The sequence below is a fragment of the Burkholderia sp. HI2500 genome (assembly GCF_002223055.1).
In the GTDB taxonomy this organism is placed as follows: domain Bacteria; phylum Pseudomonadota; class Gammaproteobacteria; order Burkholderiales; family Burkholderiaceae; genus Burkholderia.
Map to the genome: position 1 here is coordinate 812,373 of NZ_NKFL01000006.1, position 21,730 is coordinate 834,102.

14 protein-coding genes are annotated in these 21,730 nt (G+C 67.7%); 8 read left to right on the top strand and 6 right to left on the bottom strand.

Going from position 1 to position 21,730, the window contains the following annotated elements; all coding sequences use genetic code 11:
* Positions 1–697 precede the first annotated feature (697 nt).
* Positions 698–2,356, bottom strand: a complete 1,659-nt coding sequence (locus CFB45_RS21430) for a S8 family peptidase (protein WP_089427266.1) — start codon at positions 2,354–2,356, stop codon at positions 698–700.
* 421 nt (positions 2,357–2,777) lie between these two features.
* Here CFB45_RS21430 and CFB45_RS21435 point away from each other — a divergent pair, with 421 nt between their 5' ends.
* Entirely contained in the window at positions 2,778–3,674 is an 897-nt protein-coding gene (locus tag CFB45_RS21435) for a glutamate/aspartate ABC transporter substrate-binding protein (protein WP_089427267.1), read from the top strand.
* A 75-nt stretch (positions 3,675–3,749) separates the two neighbouring features.
* Here the strand turns inward: CFB45_RS21435 and CFB45_RS21440 are convergent, their stop codons facing one another.
* Entirely contained in the window at positions 3,750–4,289 is a 540-nt protein-coding gene (locus tag CFB45_RS21440) for a hypothetical protein (protein WP_089427268.1), read from the bottom strand.
* A gap of 299 nt (positions 4,290–4,588) precedes the next feature.
* Here CFB45_RS21440 and CFB45_RS21445 point away from each other — a divergent pair, with 299 nt between their 5' ends.
* Together CFB45_RS21445 and CFB45_RS21450 are read left to right on the top strand one after the other, a co-directional pair.
* On the top strand, positions 4,589–5,842 hold the full coding sequence (locus tag CFB45_RS21445; protein ID WP_089427269.1) for a multidrug effflux MFS transporter: 1,254 nt from the start codon (positions 4,589–4,591) through the stop codon (positions 5,840–5,842).
* Positions 5,843–5,863: 21 nt separating this feature from the next.
* On the top strand, positions 5,864–6,385 hold the full coding sequence (locus CFB45_RS21450) for a GNAT family N-acetyltransferase (RefSeq protein WP_089427270.1): 522 nt from the start codon (positions 5,864–5,866) through the stop codon (positions 6,383–6,385).
* 39 nt (positions 6,386–6,424) lie between these two features.
* Here the strand turns inward: CFB45_RS21450 and CFB45_RS21455 are convergent, their stop codons facing one another.
* From CFB45_RS21455 to CFB45_RS21465, 3 genes are all read right to left on the bottom strand, one after another.
* Entirely contained in the window at positions 6,425–7,126 is a 702-nt protein-coding gene (locus tag CFB45_RS21455) for a hypothetical protein (protein ID WP_089427271.1), read from the bottom strand.
* Between the two features lie 100 nt (positions 7,127–7,226).
* A complete protein-coding gene (pbpC, locus tag CFB45_RS21460; RefSeq protein WP_089427272.1) occupies positions 7,227–9,476 on the bottom strand; it encodes a penicillin-binding protein 1C in 2,250 nt (749 codons plus the stop codon).
* Positions 9,477–9,486: 10 nt separating this feature from the next.
* The gene (locus CFB45_RS21465) at positions 9,487–15,540 is read right to left on the bottom strand and encodes an alpha-2-macroglobulin family protein (protein ID WP_089427273.1); all 6,054 of its coding nucleotides are present in this window, start codon (positions 15,538–15,540) and stop codon (positions 9,487–9,489) included.
* Between the two features lie 303 nt (positions 15,541–15,843).
* Here CFB45_RS21465 and CFB45_RS21470 point away from each other — a divergent pair, with 303 nt between their 5' ends.
* From CFB45_RS21470 to CFB45_RS21490, 5 genes are all read left to right on the top strand, one after another.
* On the top strand, positions 15,844–16,350 hold the full coding sequence (locus CFB45_RS21470; RefSeq protein ID WP_089427274.1) for a sugar dehydrogenase complex small subunit: 507 nt from the start codon (positions 15,844–15,846) through the stop codon (positions 16,348–16,350).
* Positions 16,350–17,969, top strand: coding sequence for a GMC family oxidoreductase (locus tag CFB45_RS21475; protein WP_089427275.1), 1,620 nt, complete (start codon positions 16,350–16,352; stop codon positions 17,967–17,969). Before CFB45_RS21470 ends, CFB45_RS21475 begins: the two co-directional genes overlap by 1 nt.
* A gap of 2 nt (positions 17,970–17,971) precedes the next feature.
* Positions 17,972–19,249, top strand: a complete 1,278-nt coding sequence (locus tag CFB45_RS21480) for a cytochrome c (RefSeq protein ID WP_089427276.1) — start codon at positions 17,972–17,974, stop codon at positions 19,247–19,249.
* Positions 19,250–19,434: 185 nt separating this feature from the next.
* Positions 19,435–19,854: a DoxX family protein gene (locus CFB45_RS21485; RefSeq protein WP_089429075.1), complete on the top strand. Its 420-nt coding sequence runs from the start codon at positions 19,435–19,437 to the stop codon at positions 19,852–19,854.
* Between the two features lie 63 nt (positions 19,855–19,917).
* Positions 19,918–21,024, top strand: coding sequence for a porin (locus CFB45_RS21490; RefSeq protein ID WP_046548031.1), 1,107 nt, complete (start codon positions 19,918–19,920; stop codon positions 21,022–21,024).
* Positions 21,025–21,108: 84 nt separating this feature from the next.
* Here CFB45_RS21490 and CFB45_RS21495 read toward each other — a convergent pair whose 3' ends face one another.
* Entirely contained in the window at positions 21,109–21,651 is a 543-nt protein-coding gene (locus CFB45_RS21495; RefSeq protein WP_089427277.1) for a cysteine hydrolase family protein, read from the bottom strand.
* Positions 21,652–21,730 lie beyond the last annotated feature (79 nt).

Sequence of the window (21,730 nt, forward strand, 5' to 3'; positions counted from 1 at the left end):
GCGGCGGGCGGGGAGCGACCGTGACGTTATCGACGCACGAGCGCTCCCCGCCGCGTCGCGTCAGGCGCGATCGGCTGTGGATCGGGGAAGGCGGGAACGCTCGCCGGCGCGTGCGGTGCGGCCGGAGGGGCGATGCGCGGCGTCGCACCGGCGAGCGGTAATCGACTACTGTCGTCTGAGTTCATCTGCACTCCTGTCGGTTGTGGATAATCGGCACGGGCGATCGACAGCGACGCACGCACGAAGGCGCGCGGCCGGACGGCACGCGAACGGAAAACGCACGCAGCTGACGCTGCGCGCAACACGAACGCACGCGCGCGACGGCGCATCGCGTGCATTCGACAATAATGAAAATTCGGCGGGAGATCTGGCCAGTCAAGTCAGGCCGGAAGGACGCCGCATCCTGCTTCCCGGGATGCGGCAGAAGACGAGGCTCTGCGCGTTTTCCTCAGGCAGCAGTCGAGTTGGTCAAGCACCAACTACAACTCGCATCGGTGTTCACAGAACACTCCATGTAATTAGACGGGAGCGATGGTAATGGGTCGCTGTGCGAAGCGTCAACCCTTTTGTCAGTCGTTATTTCGAGAAACGTAATCGGGATGAGGGGTGCGCGGCGCGCCGTCGGATCGACGCCAATGAAACGGCCGCGCGCATGCGATATCGGCATGCGCGCGGCCGTGTCGAAGCAGGTGGCGTATTAGTGGGCCGATGCGACGGCGGCCCCTGCATCGAGGATGCCCGAGCCCGCCGGCATCGCGGTGCACGACGTGCCGGCCGCGAGCTTGGCCGTGCGCGTGCCGCCCTGCAGCTTCTGCTGGATCTGCGCGGGCGTGAGGTTGCCGTTCACCGACAACATCAGCGCGGCAACCCCCGTCACTTGCGGCGTGGCGAGGCTGGTGCCGTTCGCGAGGCCGTAGGTGTCCGAGCCCGGGGTCGTCGTGCCGGTATTCGACGTCGACAGGATGTTGACGCCCGGCGCGCTCAGCGAGACATCGGGGCCGAAGTTGCTGAACGACGCGCGGCGGCCGGTCGCGTCGGTGGCGCCGACGCTGATCACGCCGCGGCAGTTCGCGGGCTGGTCGAGCCCGGTCGACAGGCCGTCGTTGCCCGCGGCGACGATGACGGTCACGCCCTTCGCGGTCACGTCGTCGATGGCCTGCTGGAACGTCGAGCTGCACGCGCCGACCCCACCGAGGCTCAGGTTGATGACCTTTGCGGGGCGCGGGTTGTTCGGCACGCCGTTCACCGCGATGCCGGCGGCCCAGCGCATCCCGTCGGCGATGTCGCTCGTCGTGCCGCCGCACTTGCCGAGCACGCGCACCGGCAGGATCTGGCCGAGCCACGACACGCCGGCGATGCCGGTGCCGTTGTTGGCGGTCGCGCCGATCACGCCCATCACGCGCGTGCCGTGCCAGCTGCTGTCGCTCGGCTGGCTCGCGCAGTGATAGTACGGACCGTTTGCGTTGTCGAGTTCCTGCTGCGTGACCCAGTCGCCCGGGTCGGTCGCGTCAGGGCTGCGGGTCAGGCCGTTGTTGCTGGTGTTGACGTTGCTGATGAAGCTGTAGCCGGACAGGATGTTGCCGACGAGGTCGGCGTGCGGCCGGTAGCCCGTGTCGAGCACGGCCGTGACGACGGTCGGCGAACCCTTGGTCACGTTCCACGCGGGCGGCAGGTTGATCCCGGCGGTCGGGTCGGACAGGTACCACTGCTGGCTGTAGAGCGGGTCGCTCGGCGTGTCGCGGATCTGCATCGGATGATCCGGTTCCGCGTAGTCGACGTCGGAATCGGCTGCGAATGCCTGCGCGAGCGCGGCTGCGTCGGTGGCGGCCATGCGCTGGCCGAGCGCCAGCACGGTCGCGCCGTTCGAGATCGTCCGCTCGACCTGCACGTTCACCGGCGTTTGCCCGACCGTGCTTGCATACGCACGTGCGCTGCCGGCGATCGGCGCCGTCCAGCGCGTCAGCGAGCGCTGGATCACTGCGTCGAGCCGCGTCCCGTTGTCGATGGCGGCCATCGCACGCGTGGCCGTCAGCGTCTTCAGCTTGACGATCAGGTGATCGATCGGCGGTTCGGTCGGCGCGGTCTGTGCGGCCATCTGCACGGCGGCCTGCTGCGTCGTGCACGCATTGCTGCCGGACGACGTGGGCGGGTTCGTGGGATTGGACGGCGCGGGAGACGGCGTGGGGGCAGGGGCAGGGGCAGGCGCTGCGTTGGAAGAAGACGGGTTGCTGCCGTCGCCGCCGCCTCCGCCGCCGCAACCGGCGAGGGGCAGGAGGGCGGCGGCGGACAGCATGCCGGCGAGCATGCGCGCATGTGCGGAGCGCGCCAGCGCAAAATTGAAACGCGTGGTTCTCATGTTGAAACTCGATCCTCGTAGATGACCGTCGTGCCGGCGGTGGCGCTGGTCCGGCTGACCCGGACCTTGTCTTTTTTGTCTGACGGTTGCAGCCAGGTTGCTGCGACGCGCCATGCACTGGGTAACGGCCTACGCGGCGGCTTCTTGAGTGCGTTTCACGAGAAAAACCGGGGTGGGCGCAAACGATTACGTTGCTGCGTTGCAGCATGAACGCGTGTTTGGAACGCGTGGCACAAAAGGTGGGGCGAGTCCGTGTGCGGCCGGTCGGGCGACACGGGCGGCGCGGGCGCGTTTGCGCGGTACGGAAAACATCTTTCACGGCCCGGCCGCGACGGAAGGTTGATGACGCTTTCCCTGATGCGACGCGAATTTTGTCGGGCGTACGATCGCGATTCGACCAACGTTTCGTCAGGAGAAAAGCATGGATCGCCGCTTACGCTGGCTGGCCGTCGCGCTGTCCTGTGCGCTGGCGGGCACCGCGCACGCGCAGGCCCTCACCGGCACGCTGAAGAAGATCAAGGACACGGGTGTCGTGTCGCTGGGCATTCGCGAATCGTCGGTGCCGTTCTCGTATTCGGACAACCAGCAGAAGAACATCGGCTATTCGCGGGACATCGCGTCGCGCATCATCGATCAGTTGAAGACGGAACTGAACGCGCCGAACCTCGCCGTGAAGGAAATCCCGATCACGTCGCAGAACCGGATTCCGCTGTTGCAGAACGGGACGATCGATTTCGAATGCGGATCGACGACCAACACGCTCGAACGGCAGAAGCAGGCTGCGTTCTCGAACAGCATCTTTCTGTATGGCATCCGCTTCAGCACGCGCAAGGATTCCGGCGTGAAGGACTTCGCGGACCTGGCCGGCAAGACGGTCGCGACGACGGCCGGCACGTCGGACGAGCGCCTGCTGCGCAAGCTCAACGAAGAGAAGGCGATGAACATGACGATCATCAGCGCGAAGGATCATGCCGAAGCGTTCATGAACGTCACGACCGGGCGCGCGGTGGCGTTCGTGATGGACGAGCCGCTGCTGTACGGCGAGATCGCGAAGGACCGCAACCCGGGCGCGTACACGGTGACGGGCACGCCGCTCGTCCACGAGAACTACGCGTGCATGATGCGCAGGGACGATCCGGCGTTCAAGCACGTGGTCGACGGCGTGATCGCGAAGATGCAGACGTCGGGCGCGGCCGAGAAGCTCTACAACCAGTGGTTCACGCAGCCGATTCCGCCCAAGGGCGTGAGCCTGAACTATCCGCTGTCGGCGGAGATGAAGCAGCTGTTCAGGAATCCAACGGATCAGGCGCAGTATTGATTCGGCCGTCGCAATGAAAAACCGCCGGCGTATGCTGGCGGTTCGAGCGCGCCGCGCCGAGCGCGGCGAAGCGTGTCAGGCCTTGATTTCCGCGCCGCGCGCGGCGGGGGCGGCAGGGGCGGCCGGCGTTGCCGGGGCCGTCGAACGCACCGACGGCTGCGCCGGCACGATGACGAGCACCGGCTCGGGCATGGCCCACGGCGCCATCGCGAAGCCGACGGGCTGCGGCACCGGCATCGCGAACGCATTGGCGAGCGCGATGTGCTGGAGCGCCATCATCTGCTGCTGCATCGCGACCATCTGCGCCTGAGCCGCCTGCATCCGGTACTGCGCGGCCTGCATTTGCCGCAACGCTGCCGCGGGCGGCAGGCCGCCCGACGACGACGTCTGCATCTCGAAGCTCGCGCCGCCTTGCGGGCTGTGCCAGCTCCACGTGCTGACCTTCATCGGGCCGACGGCCGTCTGGACGACGCGCGTTTCGGCTTTCACGGGCACGGCCTGCCCGTCGACGTTGACGAACATCGGTTGGGCGGCCGCCGCGCCGGCCTGCCCGGCCAGGGCGAACACGGGCACCAGCGCCAGCGCGCCCGCCGCCATATACGAACGGAATCGCATCTTCGTATCTCCATCAAACGAGACTGATCGAATCAACAATGACGTGCGGCTCACGGAGTGAGCCATCCGGGACAATGCAGCCGTCGGCTTAAATCAACATTAAAACCGCCGCCGGCCGGCCCGGTCAGCGCAGGTCAGGACGCTCCGCAATCGGCATTCAACCTCGCCCGTGCCAGGGGAATCCTGTCGCCCGATGCAACAACAGGCACAATACGGAATTCGCCGCGACACGCACGCGTGTTCGCCATTCGAACATCGCACGGCTGCGCCGCTGCTGTCCGACCTCCTTCCCCGTCGTCATGAACGCCACGCTCATCCCCGCGCGCGAGTCGAATTCGCCGCGTTTCCTGCTGTTCCTGATCTGCCTGTTCGCGTCCGCCGGCCAGCTCGCGATCGACATCTACGTGCCCGCGCTGCCCGACATGGCACGTTCGTTCGCCACCACGCCGCAGGCGATCCAGTCGAGCGTGTCCGGCTACATGGCGGCCTACGCGCTCGGCCAGCTGATTTTCGGGCCGGTCGCGGATGCCTACGGGCGCAAGCGCGTGCTCGCGTTCGGGCTCGTGATCTACACGATCGGCTGCCTGCTGTCGCTCGGCGCGCAGAACCTGGAGACGTTCGTGCTCGCGCGCTGCCTGCAGGGCTTCGGGATCGCGACCACCAACCTGCTCGCGAAGGCGATCATCACCGATTCGTTCGCCGGCCAGGCGCTGATGCACGCGTTTACGTACATGTCGATCGCGTGGGGGCTGGCACCGATCGTCGCACCGGTGATCGGCGCGCACCTGCAGGAATGGTTCGGCTGGCGCGCATGCCTCGTGTTCCTGCTCGTGTACTCGCTGGTGATGTGGGCGCTGCTGTGGCGTTACCGCGAAACCTTGCCGAAACCCGTGCATCTCGAGCCGCGCACGCTGATGACGAATGCGGGCAAGGTGCTGGCGAGCCCGGTGTTCCAGAGCTGCTTCCTCGCACAGGGGCTGTGCTACAGCATCCTGCTCGTGTTCAACATCGTCGGGCCGTTCATGGTGCAGACCACGCTGCACAAGCCGCCGACTTTCTTCGGCTATCTCGCGCTCGGGATCGGGTTGATGTATTTCCTCGGCGGCCTGTCGAACCGGATTCACCGGCCCGGGCTGCCGAGCGCCGAGCAACGGCTGCGCATCGGCGCGCGCGTGATGGCCGGCGCGTCGGTCGCGATGCTGGTGCTGGCGCTGACCGTCGGGTTGCGCGTCTGGACGCTCGCGACGCCGGTGCTCGTGATGGGTTTCTGCGCGGGCGCGATGTATCCGACGCTGATGGCCAAGGGCAATTCGCTGTTTCCGCATATCGCCGGCCTGACGAGCGCGATCCTCGGATGCGCGCTGCTGCTGGTGTCGTCCGCGATGATGGGGCTGGCCGGCTTCGTGTCGATTCACGTGCTGACGCCGCTCGCGGTGTTCTTCGTCGTGCTGTCGTGCATCGTCGTGTGGATGGTCACCAAGCTGTTGCGATACCTGTCGCAGCAGCAGGCGCAGGCCGCGCCCGTCGCGTGCGGCCGCGAAGAGGCCGCGTAAGTGCCGCCTGTCGACCGGGCCGTGAGCCCGATCCTGCTGAACCGCGTCGCCCGTACCGACGCCGCTGACCTGCTCGCCGCCAACCGCGCGAGCCGGAGCCACCATCTCCCGTGGGTCGATTCGTTCACCGACCAGGCGGGATTCGACCAGTGGTTCGGCCGCTGCCTCACGGGGCCGAACGTCGGCCTCGTCGCACGCGAACGCACGTCCGGGGCGGTGGTCGGCGTGGTGAACCTCAACGAGATCGTCGGCGGCGTGTTCCAGAGCGCGTATCTCGGGTACTACGGGATGGTGGAATTCAGCCGTACAGGGCTGATGACCGAAGCCCTGCGCGCGGCGATCGGCGTCGCGTTCGGCGAACTCGGGCTGCATCGGCTCGAAGCGAACATCCAGCCCGGCAACCACGCGTCGATTGCGCTGGTTCGGCGGCTCGGTTTCACGAAAGAGGGTTTTTCGCCGCGCTATCTGCGCATCGGCGGCGAATGGCGCGACCACGAACGGTGGGCGCTGCTGGCCGACAGCAAGCCCCAAGCGCGCCCCTGACGCCCGATACCGGGCGATCTTCTTCCCGCCGCCGGCCGCCTACAGCGGATGCGCCGCGCCGGCCTGCGTCAGCAGCGATACGGCCGCCGGATCCGGCATCCCGTTCGAGTCGATTGCACCGGCTTTCGCGAGGGCGACGAGATCGCTGTCGACACCCGGTTGCCCGACCGTGAACGATGTCGTCAGGAACGCCGGCGTGGTGAGCGCCACCGAATAGCGCTGCTGCAGGTTCGTCACCACGGCCGATTGCGCGGCCTGTACGGTGTTCGCGCTGTTCATCGCCTGCTGATAGCGCGAATTCCCCTGGAAATTGCCGATCAAGGTGGCCGTGTTCGTACCGAGCTGGGCGGCGAGATAGACCAGCATCAGCTCGGTCTCGGGCGTCGTATTGAACGTGCCGCCCGCATACGCGAGCGAATGCAGGCTCGTGCCGCCCGACGTCACGGTGATCACGCACGGTAGCGCCGCATTGACCGTCACGCGGTAGTTGCCGCCGCCGTCAGTCAGCGTCGTCGCCGACCCTGCCGCGCAACTGACTGTTACCTGCGCGCTGGCGAGCGCGCCGCCCGTCGCGGCCGTGCCGGACAGCGCGACGGTCTGCGTGTTGTTGTTGTTGTTGTTGTTGAAGCAGGCATCGACGCCGAAGCAGGCATCGCCGTTGCATGCCTGGAGCGTCGCGAGGGTGGCGAGGCAGAGGGTGCCCAGCGCGGGGCGGATGAAGCGCCTGGGGTGAATGTTCATGGTCGCGGGCCTTGACGAGAGTGGGGCAACCGGTCGGCGCCGAAAATGCGGCGCCGTTCCTATTCTAGGTCCCGAATCGGGGCGCTGCTTGGCCGTTGGGTCAGTTCGGCCCGCGCGCGGCCGCCTTCGCGAACGCGCCGCGCACCTCGAAGCGGATCGTATCGGCCACCTTGCCGCGCGCATCGACGAGTTCGAGGCGGTGCCGGCCCGGCCACGGCATCCACGCGATGCGATCGGCATGCCCGATCACCTTGTCGTCGAGCCGCCACGCGAACTTCGTCGCGCGTCCGGCCGAGCGCTCGAACCAGATCCGCTGGTTCTTCGGCGGAATGTCCGGATCGATCGCGAAGATCGTGCCGTCGGTCGGCGTGCCGATCGTCAGCGGCGCGCGCGCGCCGTCCTTGCCCGGCGTGACGGGGGCGGCGAGCCGGATCGTGTCGACCGCCGTTCCCGCGATGAACCACTCGTTGCGCGACGGTTCGATATCGCGTTCGAACGTGATGCGGCGCGTCTCGACGCCGGCCGGCGCGCGCGGCGCACGGCTCGGCTGGTCGCGGTGCAGGTAGCCGACGACGGCCGACCACACCGGCGACGCGCCCGTGACGCCCGACACGTCCCACATCGGCGAGCCGTCCGCATTGCCGACCCACACGCCGACCGTATAGCGCGACGTGAAACCGACGGTCCAGTTGTCGCGCATGTCCTTGCTGGTGCCGGTCTTGACCGCCGAGAAGAAGCGCGTCGCGAGCGGATTGTCGAAGCCGAACGTGCGCACGCGCGCGTTGTTGTCGGAGAGGATGTCGGTCACGACGAAGCTGGCCGCGTCGCTGAACACGCGCGTGCCGTCGGCTGCGCGGGCGGGTGACGCGGCCGATGCGCCGGCTGCACCGGACGCCGGCGCCGGCACGTCGATGACCTTGCGCGCGACGCCGCCGTTCGCAAGCGCGCGGTACGCGTTGGTCAGCGACAGCAGCGTGACGTCCGCGCTGCCGAGCGCGAGGCTGAAGCCGTAGTAGTCGCCTTCCTGCGCGAGCGGCAGGCCGAGCGCGGTCAGCGTGCGCGCGAAGCGGTGCGGCGTGACGAGCACGAGCGTGCGCACGGCCGGCACGTTCAGCGAGCCGCCGAGCGCGCTGCGCACGCTTACCCAGCCCTTGAAATCCTTGTCGTAGTTCTGCGGAATGTACAGGCCGCCGCCGGCGGCGAGGTTGATCGGCGCATCGTCGAGCAGCGACGCGGCCGTCAGCCGTTTCTCGTCGATCGCCTGCGCATACAGGAACGGCTTGAGCGTCGAGCCGGCCTGGCGCGGCGCGAGCACGGCATCGACGTCGCGCGCGCCCGACAGCGCGCCGGACGAGCCGACCCACGCGCGAATCTCGCCGGTCGCGTTGTCGATCACGACGACTGCGCCGTCCTGCACGTTGCGCCGGTGCGCGGGTGCGTTGAGTTCGGTCAGCGCGCGCACCAGCGTGTCGCGCGCGAAGCGCTGCAGCGGCGCATCGAGGGTCGTGCGTATCTGCGCGCCGGCCGTTGGCCGGACCTCGGCCGCGATGCGTCGCGCGAAGTGCGGGGCGAGGGCGGCGCCGTCGTCGCGCGCGGCGCCGGCCGGGCGCGCGGTGACGAGCTGCACGTAGCCGTCGAGCGACGCGCAGGCCTGCTCGGCATGCATGTCGCGCAGGATCCGGCATGCACGCTCGGCGACTTTCGCGGAGGTTGCGTTGGGCGCGCGCACGAGCGCGGCCGCGATCGCGGCTTCGCGGGCGTCGAGGCCCGACGGCGCCTTGCCGAACAGCACCTGCGACAGCGCGGCAAGGCCGATCGTCTCGCCGCGGAACGGCACGAGGTTCAGGTATGCCTCGAGCACCTGGTCCTTGCGCCAGCCGCGTTCGAGCAGCAGCGCGTTGACCGCCTGCGACGCCTTCTGCGGCAGCGAGCGCTGGCCCGAGCGGCGCGGCGAATCGCTGAGCAGCCCGGCGAGCTGCATCGTGACGGTCGACGCGCCGCGCGTGCGCTCGTTCCACAGGTTGCCCCACGCGGCGCCGGCGATGCCGCGCCAGTCGACGCCGCTGTGCTCATAAAAGCGCTTGTCTTCGGACACGACGATCGCCTCGCGAAACGCGGGCGACACGTCGGCGAGCGACACCCAGTCGCCGCGCCGCTCGGTGAGATCGACGCGCGTGCGCTGCAGCGGCGTGCCGTCGCGCGCGAGCAGCACCCAGTCGGAGCTGCGCCAGTTGCGGCGCACGTCGTCGTAGCTCGGCAGCGCATGCGCGACGAGCGGTGCGGCCAGCACGATGGCGACGAATACGCGGCCGGCGAAACGCGCCGGCCGCGGCAAACCCTGATCGATCATCGCTTGCTCGTTACTTGCCCGCTTCGGCCGCTTTCACGGTCATCGGCGGGTTCGGCCACAGGCCGTACACGGACGGCGCGTACAGCGCCTCGACACGCGTCGGCGGCAACCCGAACGTGCCGACGTTGTTCAGCCGCACCGTGTACTCGACCGAGAATTTGCCCTTCGGCAGATAGTCGTAGTACGCGCGGTAGCCGTCGAAGTCGCGCTCGATGAACGCCGGCCACGCGCCGTCCGGCGTCTTCTCGCCCTGGGTCGCGGCTTCGGAGTCGCGGCCGAGGCCCGAACCGAGGATCGTCGAACCGGCCGGAACCGGATCGTTGACGACGACCCAGGTCATGTCGCTCTGCGCATCGATGTCGAGATGCACGCGCACGACGTCGCCGCGCGTCAGCACGCCCTTGACGGCGGGCGACACGGGCGTGACGGTCTTCGTGATCCGGTAGCCGGCCGCGAACGGCGAACGCAGCGGCACCGCCGCGAGGCTTTCGATCGTGGCCCACGGGCGGCCCGTGCCGTCCTGCGTGACGGACAGCGTGGCCGGCGCCTGCGACGCGCGCGGCCACGGCAGCATTACGCTGCGGGCCGCGGCGGCGCGGGTGGCCGGGGTGGCCGACGCCGGCGTGTCGGCGGGCGAGGACGCGGGGGCCGATGCCTGCGACCACGAGATCGTGCGCGCGTCGCCGCCGAGCGCGACCTTCGTCGCGCCGGCCACCGGCGTGCTCTCGTAGGTGCGCGAGAAACGTTCGACCGCGAGCAGGCCGAGCGCATTCGACGTCGTGGTCTGCCATGCACCCTGGCGCTGCAGCGCGAGCAGGCCGGCCGTCACGCGCGGCATCTCGTCCTTCCACGCCGGGTCACCGGCGAATTCCAGCGCGAGCCGTGCCGCGTTGGTCTCGTTGCTGGTCATCAGCCACCACAGGTCGTCGTCGCGTGCGGTCGAGAACACGAGCTGCGTGCCCTGGTACGTCAGGCGTGCCCGCAGGATCTGTTCGACCTGCGCGCGTTTCTCGTCGCGTTGCGGGATGTCCTTCACGCGCGTCAGGATCGCGTGATAGTCGATCACCGCGGAAGTCGGCCACTGGTTCGGCGCGATCTCGATCGAGCCGAGCATGCGGCCCTGCGCGGCGCCGTAGCGCGACAGCGCCTCGATCGCGGCGAGCTTGCGCAGGTCGCGATCCTGGCGCGGCGCCCACGGGTTGCGTTCGAGGCGGCCGTCGACGAAACGCGCGAGCCCGGCCTCGAGCTGCGTGCGCAGGTCTTCCGGCAGCGCGAAGCGCGGGTCGAGACGGCTCGCCTCGTCGGACACCACGAGCAGGTACGACGACAGCGTCGCGCTGCCGGCATGCGAATCGTCGGACGACGGCGGGAAGTAGCTCGCGAGCCCGTCGCTGTCGAGATAGACGGGCATGCGGGCGATCAGCGCCTGCCATTGCGCGGGGTCGCGCAGGCCGATCGCGCGCGACGTCTGCTGTTCGAGGCAACGGTACGGATAGCGCTCGAACCAGCGTTTCACGCCGGGCAGCCCGTCGGCGAGCTTCGACTGCAGCGACACGGCGATGCCGCCGCGCGGCAGGCCTTGCGCGTTGTTCGCGGCGCCGGCCGGGGAGGCGATCGGCACCGTCAGCGTGCCGTCGACTTGCGCGAGGGTCGCCTGCTGGACCGTGACCGGCAGCGCGGGCACGACCTTCTGCGCGACCGCCAGCGCGTCGGACGCGCGCTTGCCGCCTTGCTCGGCCGCTTCGATGCGCCAGTTCAGCGCACCGGCCGCGTCGAGCGCCTGCTCGGGCACGGTGATCGTCCATGCGACCTCGGTGGCCGTGTTGGCCGCGAGCGAGACGGTTTGCGGCGCGACCTCGAGGCCCGTCACGCGCGGCGTCACGACAACCTGCATCGCGCGGTCGGTCGTGTTGCGCAGCGTGACCTGCGCGCGGAACGCGTCGCCTTCGCGCACGAGCGGCGGCAGGCCGGAGATCAGCTGCAGATCCTGCGTGCTGCGGATCGACGTGCTGCCGGTGCCGAAGCGGTCGGGGCCGACCGCCGCGATCGCGACGATCCGGAAGCGCGTGAGCGCGTCGTTCAGCGGCACCTCGACGGTCGCGCTGCCATTGGCATCCAGCGTCACGCGCGGATTCCACAGCAGCAGCGTGTCGAACAGCTCGCGCGTCGGCGCGCTGCCGCCGCCGCCGCCCGCGGGCACGGCCTTGCGGCCGAAGTGGCGGCGGCCGACGATTTCCATCTGCGCCGTGGATGTCTCGACGCCGTACGCGCGTCGCCGCAGCATCGCGTCGAGCAGGTCCCAGCTGTTGTTCGGCATCAGTTCGAGCAGGGCTTCATCGACGGCCGCGACCGCGATCTGCGTGCCGGCCGGCGCCGGTTGGCCGTTCGGCAGCGTGACCTTCACCTGCGCCTGCGCCTTGCTGCGCACCGTGTAGCGGGTCGCGTCGGTCGTCACGGTCACGCCGAGACGGTGCACGCCCGTGCCGACCTTGATTTCGCCGAGGCCGTAGCGGAACGCGGGCTTCGACAGGTCGACGAACGCGGTCGGCGCTTCATAGTGACGGCCTTCGCGCCAGAACGCGCGCGCCCATTCGACCGGCGCCTTCCAGCCCCACGTGAAGAACGAGTACCACGGCACCTCGCGAATCCGGCCGCGCAGCGCGAGCACCGACACGTAGACGTTCGGCCCCCACGATTCGCCGACCTTCAGGTCGACCGTCGGGTTCTTGCCGTTCAGCTCGACGATGTGCGTTTCCATCACGCCGCCGCGTTCGACAGCGACCAGCGCGGTGGCGTAGCGGAACGGCATGCGTACCTGGAAGCGGGCGGTTTCGCCCGGTTCGTACGCGGTTTTCTCGGGGATCACGTCGATCCGGTCGGTGTTGTCGCCGCCGAACCAGAGCTCGTCCTCGCGCGTGACCCACACCGACGTCGACGCGTTCGACGTGCGGCCGTCGCCGTCCTTGGCGACCGCGATCAGTTGCACGTTGCCGGCCTGTTCGAGCGTCGCGTCGCAAGCCATGCGGCCCTTGTCGTCGGTCTTGCCCGAGCACAGCACGCCGAGGTCGCGCGTGTCGCTCTTGTTGTCGTACGCATAGAAGCCGCCGACCATCCGCTTGCGCGACGACGTCGTGATGCGCGCGATGCCCTTGATCTCGATCGGCACCGACGCGCGCGGCTTGCCTTGCAGGTCGACCGCCAGTGCCTGCACGGGCACGCGCTGGCCGACCGATACCCAGCGGCCTGCCTTGATGCCGGCCACCACCGCGGCCGGCCACAGGATCGTGTCGCCGCGAATCGTCTGCACTTCGCCGTTCGGGTCGGCGAACGTCGCTTCGAGCGCGATGCGCTTCGGTGCGTCGACGTCGGGCAGGCCCTTGAGCGTGACCGAGCCGGCACCGTTGCGGTCGAGCGTCAGCGGCAGCTTGTCGGCGATCAGCCTCGTCGCGTCGGGATCGTTGCTCGACGTCGATGCGTTGTCGCCGTCCTGCGAATCGTCGTCGGCATTGCCGTCGCCCGCTTCGGGGCGATACGGCGTGAAGCTGAAATCCTCGAAGCGATCGGCGAACGGCGGCGACGCCCACTTCATCAGCGCCGATACCTGCACCGGCAGGTTCGATGCGCCGCCGCCCGACACGTAGTCGATCTGCACCGCGAGCGGCGCTTCCTTCACGGCGACGAGCGGGCTCTTCTGCGCGTCGCGCGCGCCGATCGACCCCTTCAGCACCGGCAGGCGGAACGCCTCGACGCGGAAGCTGCCGCTGTAATAGGTGGCGGTCGGCGCGTCTTCCGGGCCGCCTTCGAGTTCGACGCTGTATTCGCCGAGCTTCGCGGCGGCCGGCAGCGTGAACTGCGTGTCCGCGCTGTGATCGGCGGCCCACGTGAGCGGCAGCTTGTAGGTCTGGCCCGTGCCGAGATGGCGGATCGTCACGCGCGTCGGGTATTGCGACGGGAACGCGAGGCTCTGCAGCGTCTCGGCGCGGATGAAATGCTTCATCGACACGGTTTCGCCGGCGCGCAGCAGCGTGCGGTCGAAGACCGTATGCGCGCGCACGGTGCGTGCGCTGTCCGTGTCGGTCGGCACGTTGAAGCGCCACGATTCGATTCCGCGGTTCCAGCCCGAGCTGACGAACGCCATGTCGGGGCCCGTCTTCGGATCGTTCACGCGGGCCGACACGAAGTAGTCGTCGAAGCGTTGCTCCGAGTCGGACGAGCTGCAGGCACGCTTCGATTCGAACGCGCCGTCGATCTTCAGCAGGCCCTGCGCATCGGTCTTGCCGGACGCGATCTCGTCGCCGTTGCAGTCCGACACGCGGATCTGCGCGTTCGGCACCGGCTTGCCCTTGTCGAGCGTCGTGACCCACACGAGGTTGTTTTCGCGGCCCTGTTTCAGGTGCACGCCGAGGTTGGTGACGAGCACCGTGGTGCGCACGTACATGCTCGACGGCTTCGCGAGCAGCGAGCGGCCGAGCGCGGGCGACGCGAGTTCGAGCACGTAGAAGCCGGGCTTGTCGATCGGCACGCCGACGACCTCGAACGGGCGCAGCGCCTTCGGGTCCGCCTTCGGCAGCGTCAGCGCCTGCACGCCGGGCTGGCCCTTGAGCAGTGTCAGCGAACGCACGTCGATGCGGCGATCCTTCGGCGCGGGCGCCTTTTCGCCGGCTTCGCGCGGCACGTACACGGGATGCTGGCCCTTGCGTTCGAGCAGGCCGGGAATCTGGCGGTCGATCGAGCCGGCCGTCATCGACCAGTTGTCGAAGCGGTCGACCGTGCGCATCCACTGGCGGATCGCGGTGTCGTCGTCGACCTTCAGGTTCGAGAACTGCGCGCCCTGGGTGTTGAGGCCGTCGATATGCAGGTCGGCCTCGACGTTGCGCAGCGTGACGGGCACGAGCGCGGGCGAATCGGGTTCGGCGAAGCGCTCGACGATCCCGAATGTGCCCGACGAGAATTTCGCGAGCGGCGGCATCGGCGCGGTGCGCGTCGCGAGCGGGAACAGGTCGGCGTTCGACAGCGAGCGGTCGGTCACGTCGTGCAGGCCCGACGGCAGTTCGATCGTCAGGCCGGCCTGTTCGGGCAGCGGCGGGTTGAACGTGACGGTGGTGACTTCCTCGCTCTTGTCGTCGGCCGCGAAGGTCGGCGCGAGCGTTCCGTCAGGGCCGCGCAGCTTGATCGCCTCGGCGTGCTTGCGCGAGATCGGCGCGTTGAACGACAGCGTGAGCGGGCGCAGCGGCGTGCAGGGCGCCTTCGCGTTCTCGCGTTCGCACGAGAAGCTCGCGGCGAACGGGGCCCGCACGGTGAAATCGAAGCGGCGCTCCGTTTCGTTCGGGATCCCGCTCGGGCTCGTGACGCCCTTGCCGTACACGAGCTGCATCTTCGCGCTCGCCGGCAGCGCCTGGGCGCACGACAGCGTCAGCACGCGCGCGGCATCCTTCTTCAGGCCGAAGTGATCGAGCAGCGCGTTGCGCGCATCGTCGTCGGCGGCCATGACGGGAATGCGGTTGCCGATGCCGGCCGCTTCGCACCAGATGTTCGCGAGCGCCGAGCGCGGTTCGGCCGGGCCGTTCAGCTTCAGCACGAACATCTGCCGCTCCTCGATCTCGCGCGAGCCGGGGCGGACGTTCACCGGGAACGGGCCGCCCGTCTGGAACGTGAAGCGGCGCGGGCCGCTGGCCGCGTTGCCGGCGACCGAGCGCAACGTGTCGTTGAGCGCGACCGAGCAGCGCACGCCGGGCGGCAGGTCGTTTTCGAAATCGTAAACCCAGGTCTTGTCGTCGAGCCAGTGGCCCTGGCCGCGCGCGGCCGTGGAGTCGTTGCAGGTCACGCGTGCCGGATTCGGCGCGGAGGCCGAGCCGAACGCGACCATCGGTTCGTCGAACTTGACGACGGTTTGCCGGACCTCGGTGACGGTGCCTTGCGGCGACACGCTCACCGTGCGCGCCGCGCCCGCATGCAGCGACAGCGCCGTGGCGCCGCCGAGCGCCGCGACGGCGCCGATGCGCCAGAGCAGCCGGGTGGTGTGGTTGGTTCGTTTTGCTTTGTTCTGTTTGTCGTGCTGCTTCATCGCTCGTTGCCCTTGGAGGGAAGCTTTCTGTTTGATTGCACGGGATTCTAACCGACCGACCTGCGCACGCATCGCACTGCACAGTGTGTCGTCGGCGTGCGACACTGAGGTGCGTGCCGCAGATTTGTCGCGTCAACGACACAAAAATGCAGCGAAATGTCGATTGTCTCGGATTGCGGAACATTTAATGGACTATAAAAAGATTGTTCGATCCGATTTGTGCGCGTACATTTCAGGTCCGCGCCAATGTTTGAGAAATATCAAGCGTGGTTTTCCCGAATCCGGTGTTCGAGAGAAGGAAACATGCACAACGACAACACTCCCCACTCGCGTCGCTCGGGCGACGCAGCCGTAACAGGCATCACACGGCGTCAATGGCTGCAGGGCGCACTGGCGCTGACGGCGGCGGGCCTCACGGGCTCGCTGGCGTTGCGGGCCCTGGCCGACGATCCCGGCACCGCGCCGCTCGATACGTTCATGACGCTCTCCGAAGCAGTGACAGGCAAGAAGGGGTTGAGCCGCGTGCTCGGCCAGCGCTTCCTGCAGGCGTTGCAGAAGGGTTCGTTCAAGACGGCCGACAGCCTGCCGCAACTCGCCGGCGCACTCGCGTCCGGTTCGCTGAATCCCGACCAGGAAGCACTCGCGCTGAAGATTCTTGAAGCGTGGTATCTCGGCATCGTCGATAACGTCGTGATTACCTACGAAGAAGCATTAATGTTCAGCGTCGTATCCGATACGCTCGTGATCCCGTCGTATTGCCCCAACAAACCCGGCTTCTGGGCCGAAAAACCGATCGAGAGGCAAGCCTGATGGCCGATACCGATACGCAAAAGGCCGACGTCGTCGTCGTCGGGTCGGGTGTCGCAGGCGCGATCGTCGCGCACCAGCTCGCGATGGCGGGCAAGTCCGTGATCCTGCTGGAAGCCGGCCCGCGCATGCCGCGCTGGGAAATCGTCGAGCGCTTCCGCAACCAGGTCGACAAGACCGATTTCATGGCGCCGTACCCGTCGAGCGCGTGGGCGCCGCATCCGGAATACGGCCCGCCGAACGACTACCTGATCCTGAAGGGCGAGCACAAGTTCAACTCGCAGTACATCCGCGCGGTAGGCGGCACGACGTGGCACTGGGCCGCGTCGGCGTGGCGCTTCATCCCGAACGACTTCAAGATGAAGACCGTGTACGGCGTCGGCCGCGACTGGCCGATCCAGTACGACGACATCGAGCATTACTACCAGCGCGCCGAAGAGGAACTCGGCGTGTGGGGCCCGGGCCCCGAGGAAGACCTGTACTCGCCGCGCAAGCAGCCGTACCCGATGCCGCCGCTGCCGTTGTCGTTCAACGAGCACACGATCAAGAGCGCGCTCAACGGCTATGACCCGAAGTTCCACGTGGTGACCGAGCCGGTCGCGCGCAACAGCCGCCCGTACGACGGCCGGCCGACGTGTTGCGGGAACAACAACTGCATGCCGATCTGCCCGATCGGCGCGATGTACAACGGCATCGTGCACGTCGAGAAGGCCGAGCAGGCCGGCGCGAAGCTGATCGACAGCGCGGTCGTCTACAAGCTCGAGACCGGGCCGGACAAGCGCATCACCGCCGCGGTCTACAAGGACAAGACGGGCGCCGACCATCGCGTCGAAGGCAAGTACTTCGTGATCGCCGCGAACGGCATCGAGACGCCGAAGATCCTGCTGATGTCCGCGAACCGCGATTTCCCGAACGGTGTCGCGAACAGCTCGGACATGGTCGGCCGCAACCTGATGGACCACCCGGGCACCGGCGTGTCGTTCTACGCGAACGAGAAGCTGTGGCCGGGCCGCGGCCCGCAGGAGATGACGTCGCTGATCGGTTTCCGCGACGGCCCGTTCCGCGCGACCGAAGCCGCGAAGAAGATCCACCTGTCGAACATGTCGCGTATCAACCAGGAAACGCAGAAGATCTTCAAGGCCGGCAAGCTGATGAAGCCCGAGGAGCTCGACGCGCAGATCCGCGACCGTTCCGCGCGCTACGTGCAGTTCGACTGCTTCCACGAAATCCTGCCGCAACCCGAGAACCGCATCGTGCCGAGCAAGACGGCCACCGACGCCGTCGGCATCCCGCGCCCCGAGATCACGTATGCGATCGACGACTACGTGAAGCGCGGCGCCGTGCACACGCGCGAGGTCTACGCGACGGCCGCGAAGGTGCTGGGCGGCACCGAAGTCGTCTTCAACGACGAGTTCGCGCCGAACAACCACATCACGGGCGCGACGATCATGGGCGCGGATGCACGCGACTCGGTCGTCGACAAGGACTGCCGCACGTTCGACCATCCGAACCTGTTCATCTCGAGCAGCTCGACGATGCCGACCGTCGGTACGGTGAACGTGACGCTGACGATCGCGGCGCTTGCGCTGCGGATGTCGGACACGCTGAAGAAGGAAGTCTGACCGTGCGGAAATCTACTCTCACCTTCCTCCTCGCCGGCTGCCTCGCGCTGCCGGGTCTCGTACGCGCGGCCGATGCGGCCGATCCGGCGCTGGTCAAGCGCGGCGAATATCTCGCGGTCGCGGGCGACTGCATGGCGTGCCACACCGCGAAGGGCGGCAAGCCGTTCGCGGGCGGTCTCGGCATGCCGGTCCCGATGCTCGGCAAGATCTACACGAGCAACATCACGCCCGATCCCGAGACGGGCATCGGCAACTGGTCCGCCGAGGACTTCGAACGCGCGGTGCGCCACGGGGTGTCGAAGAACGGCGACAACCTGTATCCGGCGATGCCATATGTGTCGTACGCGAAGATCAACGACGACGACGTGCAGGCGCTGTACGCGTACTTCATGCACGGCGTCGAGCCGGTCAAGCAGGCGCCGCCGAAGAACGAGATCCCCGCGCTGCTGAGCATGCGCTGGCCGCTGAAGATCTGGAACTGGCTGTTCCTGAAGGATGGGGTCTACCAGCCGAAGCCGGCGCAGAGCGCCGAGTGGAACCGCGGCGCGTATCTCGTGCAGGGCCTTGCGCACTGCAGCACGTGCCACACGCCGCGCGGCATCGCGATGCAGGAGAAGTCGCTCGACGAAACGGGCGGCAGCTTCCTGTCGGGCTCCGTGCTCGCGGGCTGGGACGGCTACAACATCACGTCCGACGCCAATGCGGGGATCGGCGGGTGGACGCAGCAGCAGCTCGTCCAGTACCTGCGCACCGGCAGCGTGCCGGGCCTCGCGCAGGCGGCCGGCCCGATGGCCGAGGCGATCGAGCACAGCTTCTCGAAGATGACGGAAGCCGACATCGGCGCGATCTCGACGTACATTCGCACGGTGCCGGCCGTCGCCAGCGGCGATGCGAAGCAGTCGCGCGCGTCGTGGGGCAAGCCGGCCGAGGACGGCCTGACGCTGCGCGGCGTCGCGCTCGCGTCGTCGGGCATCGATCCGGCCCGGCTCTATCTCGGCAACTGCGCGACCTGTCACCAGATGCAGGGCAAGGGCACGCCGGACGGCTATTACCCGCCGCTGTTCCACAACTCGACGGTCGGCGCATCGAATCCGACCAACCTCGTGCAGGTGATCCTGAACGGCGTGCAGCGCAAGGCCGGCAGCGAGGACGTCGGGATGCCGGCGTTCCGCCACGAGCTGTCGGATGCGCAGATCGCCGCGCTGACCAACTACCTGACCGGGCAGTTCGGCAATCCGGCCGCGAAGGTGACCGAGCAGGACGTCGCGAAGCTGCGTTGAGGCGGCGCGCGACGAAGCAGGGCGATAACTGACAAGAGGAGGAGCACAGCACATCGGGTCGTTGCCCGATGCCGGTTGTTGCAGAGCGGGGCGGGCGGCGCAGGCGGCCGCCCGTCCTGGTTCATTCGCAATCCGGTGCGCCGGGCGTGTTTTCGCCGTGCGCATCGCTTTCGTTGATCGACACCATGACACCGAATCAACCGTTTCTCGCGTCCCAGCGCGATGTGCTGCTGCTGCTTGCCCGGATCCTGCTCGTGATCCTGTTCGTCATGTTCGGCTGGAAGAAGATCGTCGACTTCCCCGGGACCATCGCGTTCATGGGTTCCGAAGGCGCGCCCGCGCCGATCATCTCCGCCGCGATTTCCGTCGTGATGGAGCTGTTCGTCGGGATCGCGATCCTGGTCGGTTTCCAGACGCGGGCGCTCGCGCTGCTGCTGGCGCTCTATACGATCGGCACCGGCATCATCGGTCACCACTACTGGACGATGACGGGCGGCGAGCAGATCAACAACATGATTCATTTCTACAAGAACATCGCGATCGCCGGCGGCCTGCTCGCGCTTTGCGCGGCGGGCCCCGGTCGTTTTTCGATCGATCGCGGATAAACGGACCCGGGGCGCGCGCATGGGGCACGCGCTGGAAGGTCGAGACTCCGAGGGGGCATCATTTTGCGACTCAAACATTTCGCATGGCTGATCGCGGCTGCCACACCGGCGGCCGCTTTCGCACAGACGAGCGTGACGCTGTACGGCCGCGTCGACGGCGGCATCGAATACCTGAACCACATCGCGAAGCCGAATGGCGGCAGCGGGACCCGCTGGAGCGCGGAAAGCGGCGACTGGGGCACCAGCATGTTCGGGCTGAAGGGCATCGAGGATCTCGGCGGCGGGCTGTCGACGGTCTTCAACCTCGAAACCGCGTTCCAGGTGATGAACGGCCAGACCGGCGGCGGCCGCATGTGGTCGCGGCGCGCGTACGTCGGGCTGAAGAGCAACACGTGGGGCCAGCTGCAGGCCGGCCGCAACCTGTTCATCGACAGCGACGGCGTGTGGGAATTCGACCCGTTCGTGCAGCAGGCGTTTTCGTCGGCCTCGCTCGTGCGCGGCCGCAACTGGCAGCAGACCAGCAACAACATCGAATATCACAGCCCGGTGATCGGCGGCTTCGACGTGCAGGCGCAATACGCGTTCGGCAACCAGTCGCGCGGCTTCAACTACGGTGCGGCCGACGATTTCGGCCGCTCGGACGGGATCATGATCTCGTACCACTCGCCGTTGCTCGACGTGCGCGGCATCTACGACGAACTGCGCGACAACAACGGCAAGTTCAGCAACATCTTCACCGCGTCGCGCGAGTATTTCGTCGGTGCGAACGTGAAGGTGTCGAAGTTCAAGATCCAGGGCGCGTATACGCATTACCAGGCGCCGGACAGCCCGGCCGGTGTCGCCGATCGGGCCGATCACTACTGGCTCGGTGCGACTTACACCGCGACGCCGCAGTGGGCGGTGACGGGTGGCGGGTACTACGTGAAGGTGGGCGACGGCGGCGGCGATGCGTCACACGATCCGTCGGGGCACGCGATGATGTACGTGTTAGGGACCACGTACAACCTGTCGAAGCGCACGTTCCTGTATGGGACGGTTGCGTATGTTCGAAATGGCGGGAATTCGAATTTCTCGCTGCTCGCGACGCCGCGTGATGCGACGTCTGGGACGAGTCCGATGACGGGTGAGTCGCAGACGGGGGCGTATGTGGGGATGATGCATACGTTCTGAGCAGGCGGTTACGCGACCGGTACGCAATGCACGGGCGGTGGCTGCCCGTGCGTTGTTGTGTTTAGAGTGTGTGAACGGTGTCGATCAGAACGCGCACGCGTCGGTCGTGGTGAGCGTCGCGAACGGCCCACCAAGCGTCGTGTTGTGATGCGCGACGATCCGCTCGGCCGGCAGCTCCGGCGTGTCCATGCAGGTGTGCGCATCGGTCACGAGCACCGCACGAAAGCCGTGATCGGCGGCCGCACGGCAGGCCGTATCGACGCAGTACTGGGTCTTCATTCCCGCGATGACGATCTCGCCGATGCCGGCTTCGCGCAGCCATTCGGCGAGCCGCGTACCGGCGAAGCTGCTCGAGTGCGCCTTGTCGAACACGATGTCACGCTTCATATCGATCGCGAGTTCCGGCACCAGCGCGGTCAGCGGGGAACCGGGCGCAATCGGCGAACCGACAGGCCCGGTGTGGCGCACGGCGAACACCGGTGCATCGGCTTCATGCGCGCGACCGATCAACCGGTTGATGTTCGCGAGCACGCGTTCGCCGTCGTACGGACGCTCGGGGCCATGAAACAGGCCGACCTGCATGTCGATGACGAGCAGTGCGCGTTTCGGGGAACAGACTTCTGGCATTGCGTTTCTCCTGAGTGGCCGGTACGGACGGAGAAACGACAAGACCCCGTCCGGAACCGGCGGGGCCTGTGAGGGATGG

Excerpts from the sequence above, each read along its gene's own strand:
- CFB45_RS21445 (WP_089427269.1), top strand. The coding sequence starts at position 4,589 with ATGAACGCCACGCTCATCCCCGCGCGCGAGTCGAATTCGCCGCGTTTC.
- CFB45_RS21495 (WP_089427277.1), bottom strand. The coding sequence starts at position 21,651 with ATGCCAGAAGTCTGTTCCCCGAAACGCGCACTGCTCGTCATCGACATG.
- CFB45_RS21455 (WP_089427271.1), bottom strand. The coding sequence starts at position 7,126 with ATGAACATTCACCCCAGGCGCTTCATCCGCCCCGCGCTGGGCACCCTC.
- CFB45_RS21485 (WP_089429075.1), top strand. The coding sequence starts at position 19,435 with ATGACACCGAATCAACCGTTTCTCGCGTCCCAGCGCGATGTGCTGCTG.
- CFB45_RS21435 (WP_089427267.1), top strand. The coding sequence starts at position 2,778 with ATGGATCGCCGCTTACGCTGGCTGGCCGTCGCGCTGTCCTGTGCGCTG.
- CFB45_RS21470 (WP_089427274.1), top strand. The coding sequence starts at position 15,844 with ATGCACAACGACAACACTCCCCACTCGCGTCGCTCGGGCGACGCAGCC.
- CFB45_RS21465 (WP_089427273.1), bottom strand. The coding sequence starts at position 15,540 with ATGAAGCAGCACGACAAACAGAACAAAGCAAAACGAACCAACCACACC.
- pbpC (WP_089427272.1), bottom strand. The coding sequence starts at position 9,476 with ATGATCGATCAGGGTTTGCCGCGGCCGGCGCGTTTCGCCGGCCGCGTA.
- CFB45_RS21430 (WP_089427266.1), bottom strand. The coding sequence starts at position 2,356 with ATGAGAACCACGCGTTTCAATTTTGCGCTGGCGCGCTCCGCACATGCG.
- CFB45_RS21440 (WP_089427268.1), bottom strand. The coding sequence starts at position 4,289 with ATGCGATTCCGTTCGTATATGGCGGCGGGCGCGCTGGCGCTGGTGCCC.
- CFB45_RS21475 (WP_089427275.1), top strand. The coding sequence starts at position 16,350 with ATGGCCGATACCGATACGCAAAAGGCCGACGTCGTCGTCGTCGGGTCG.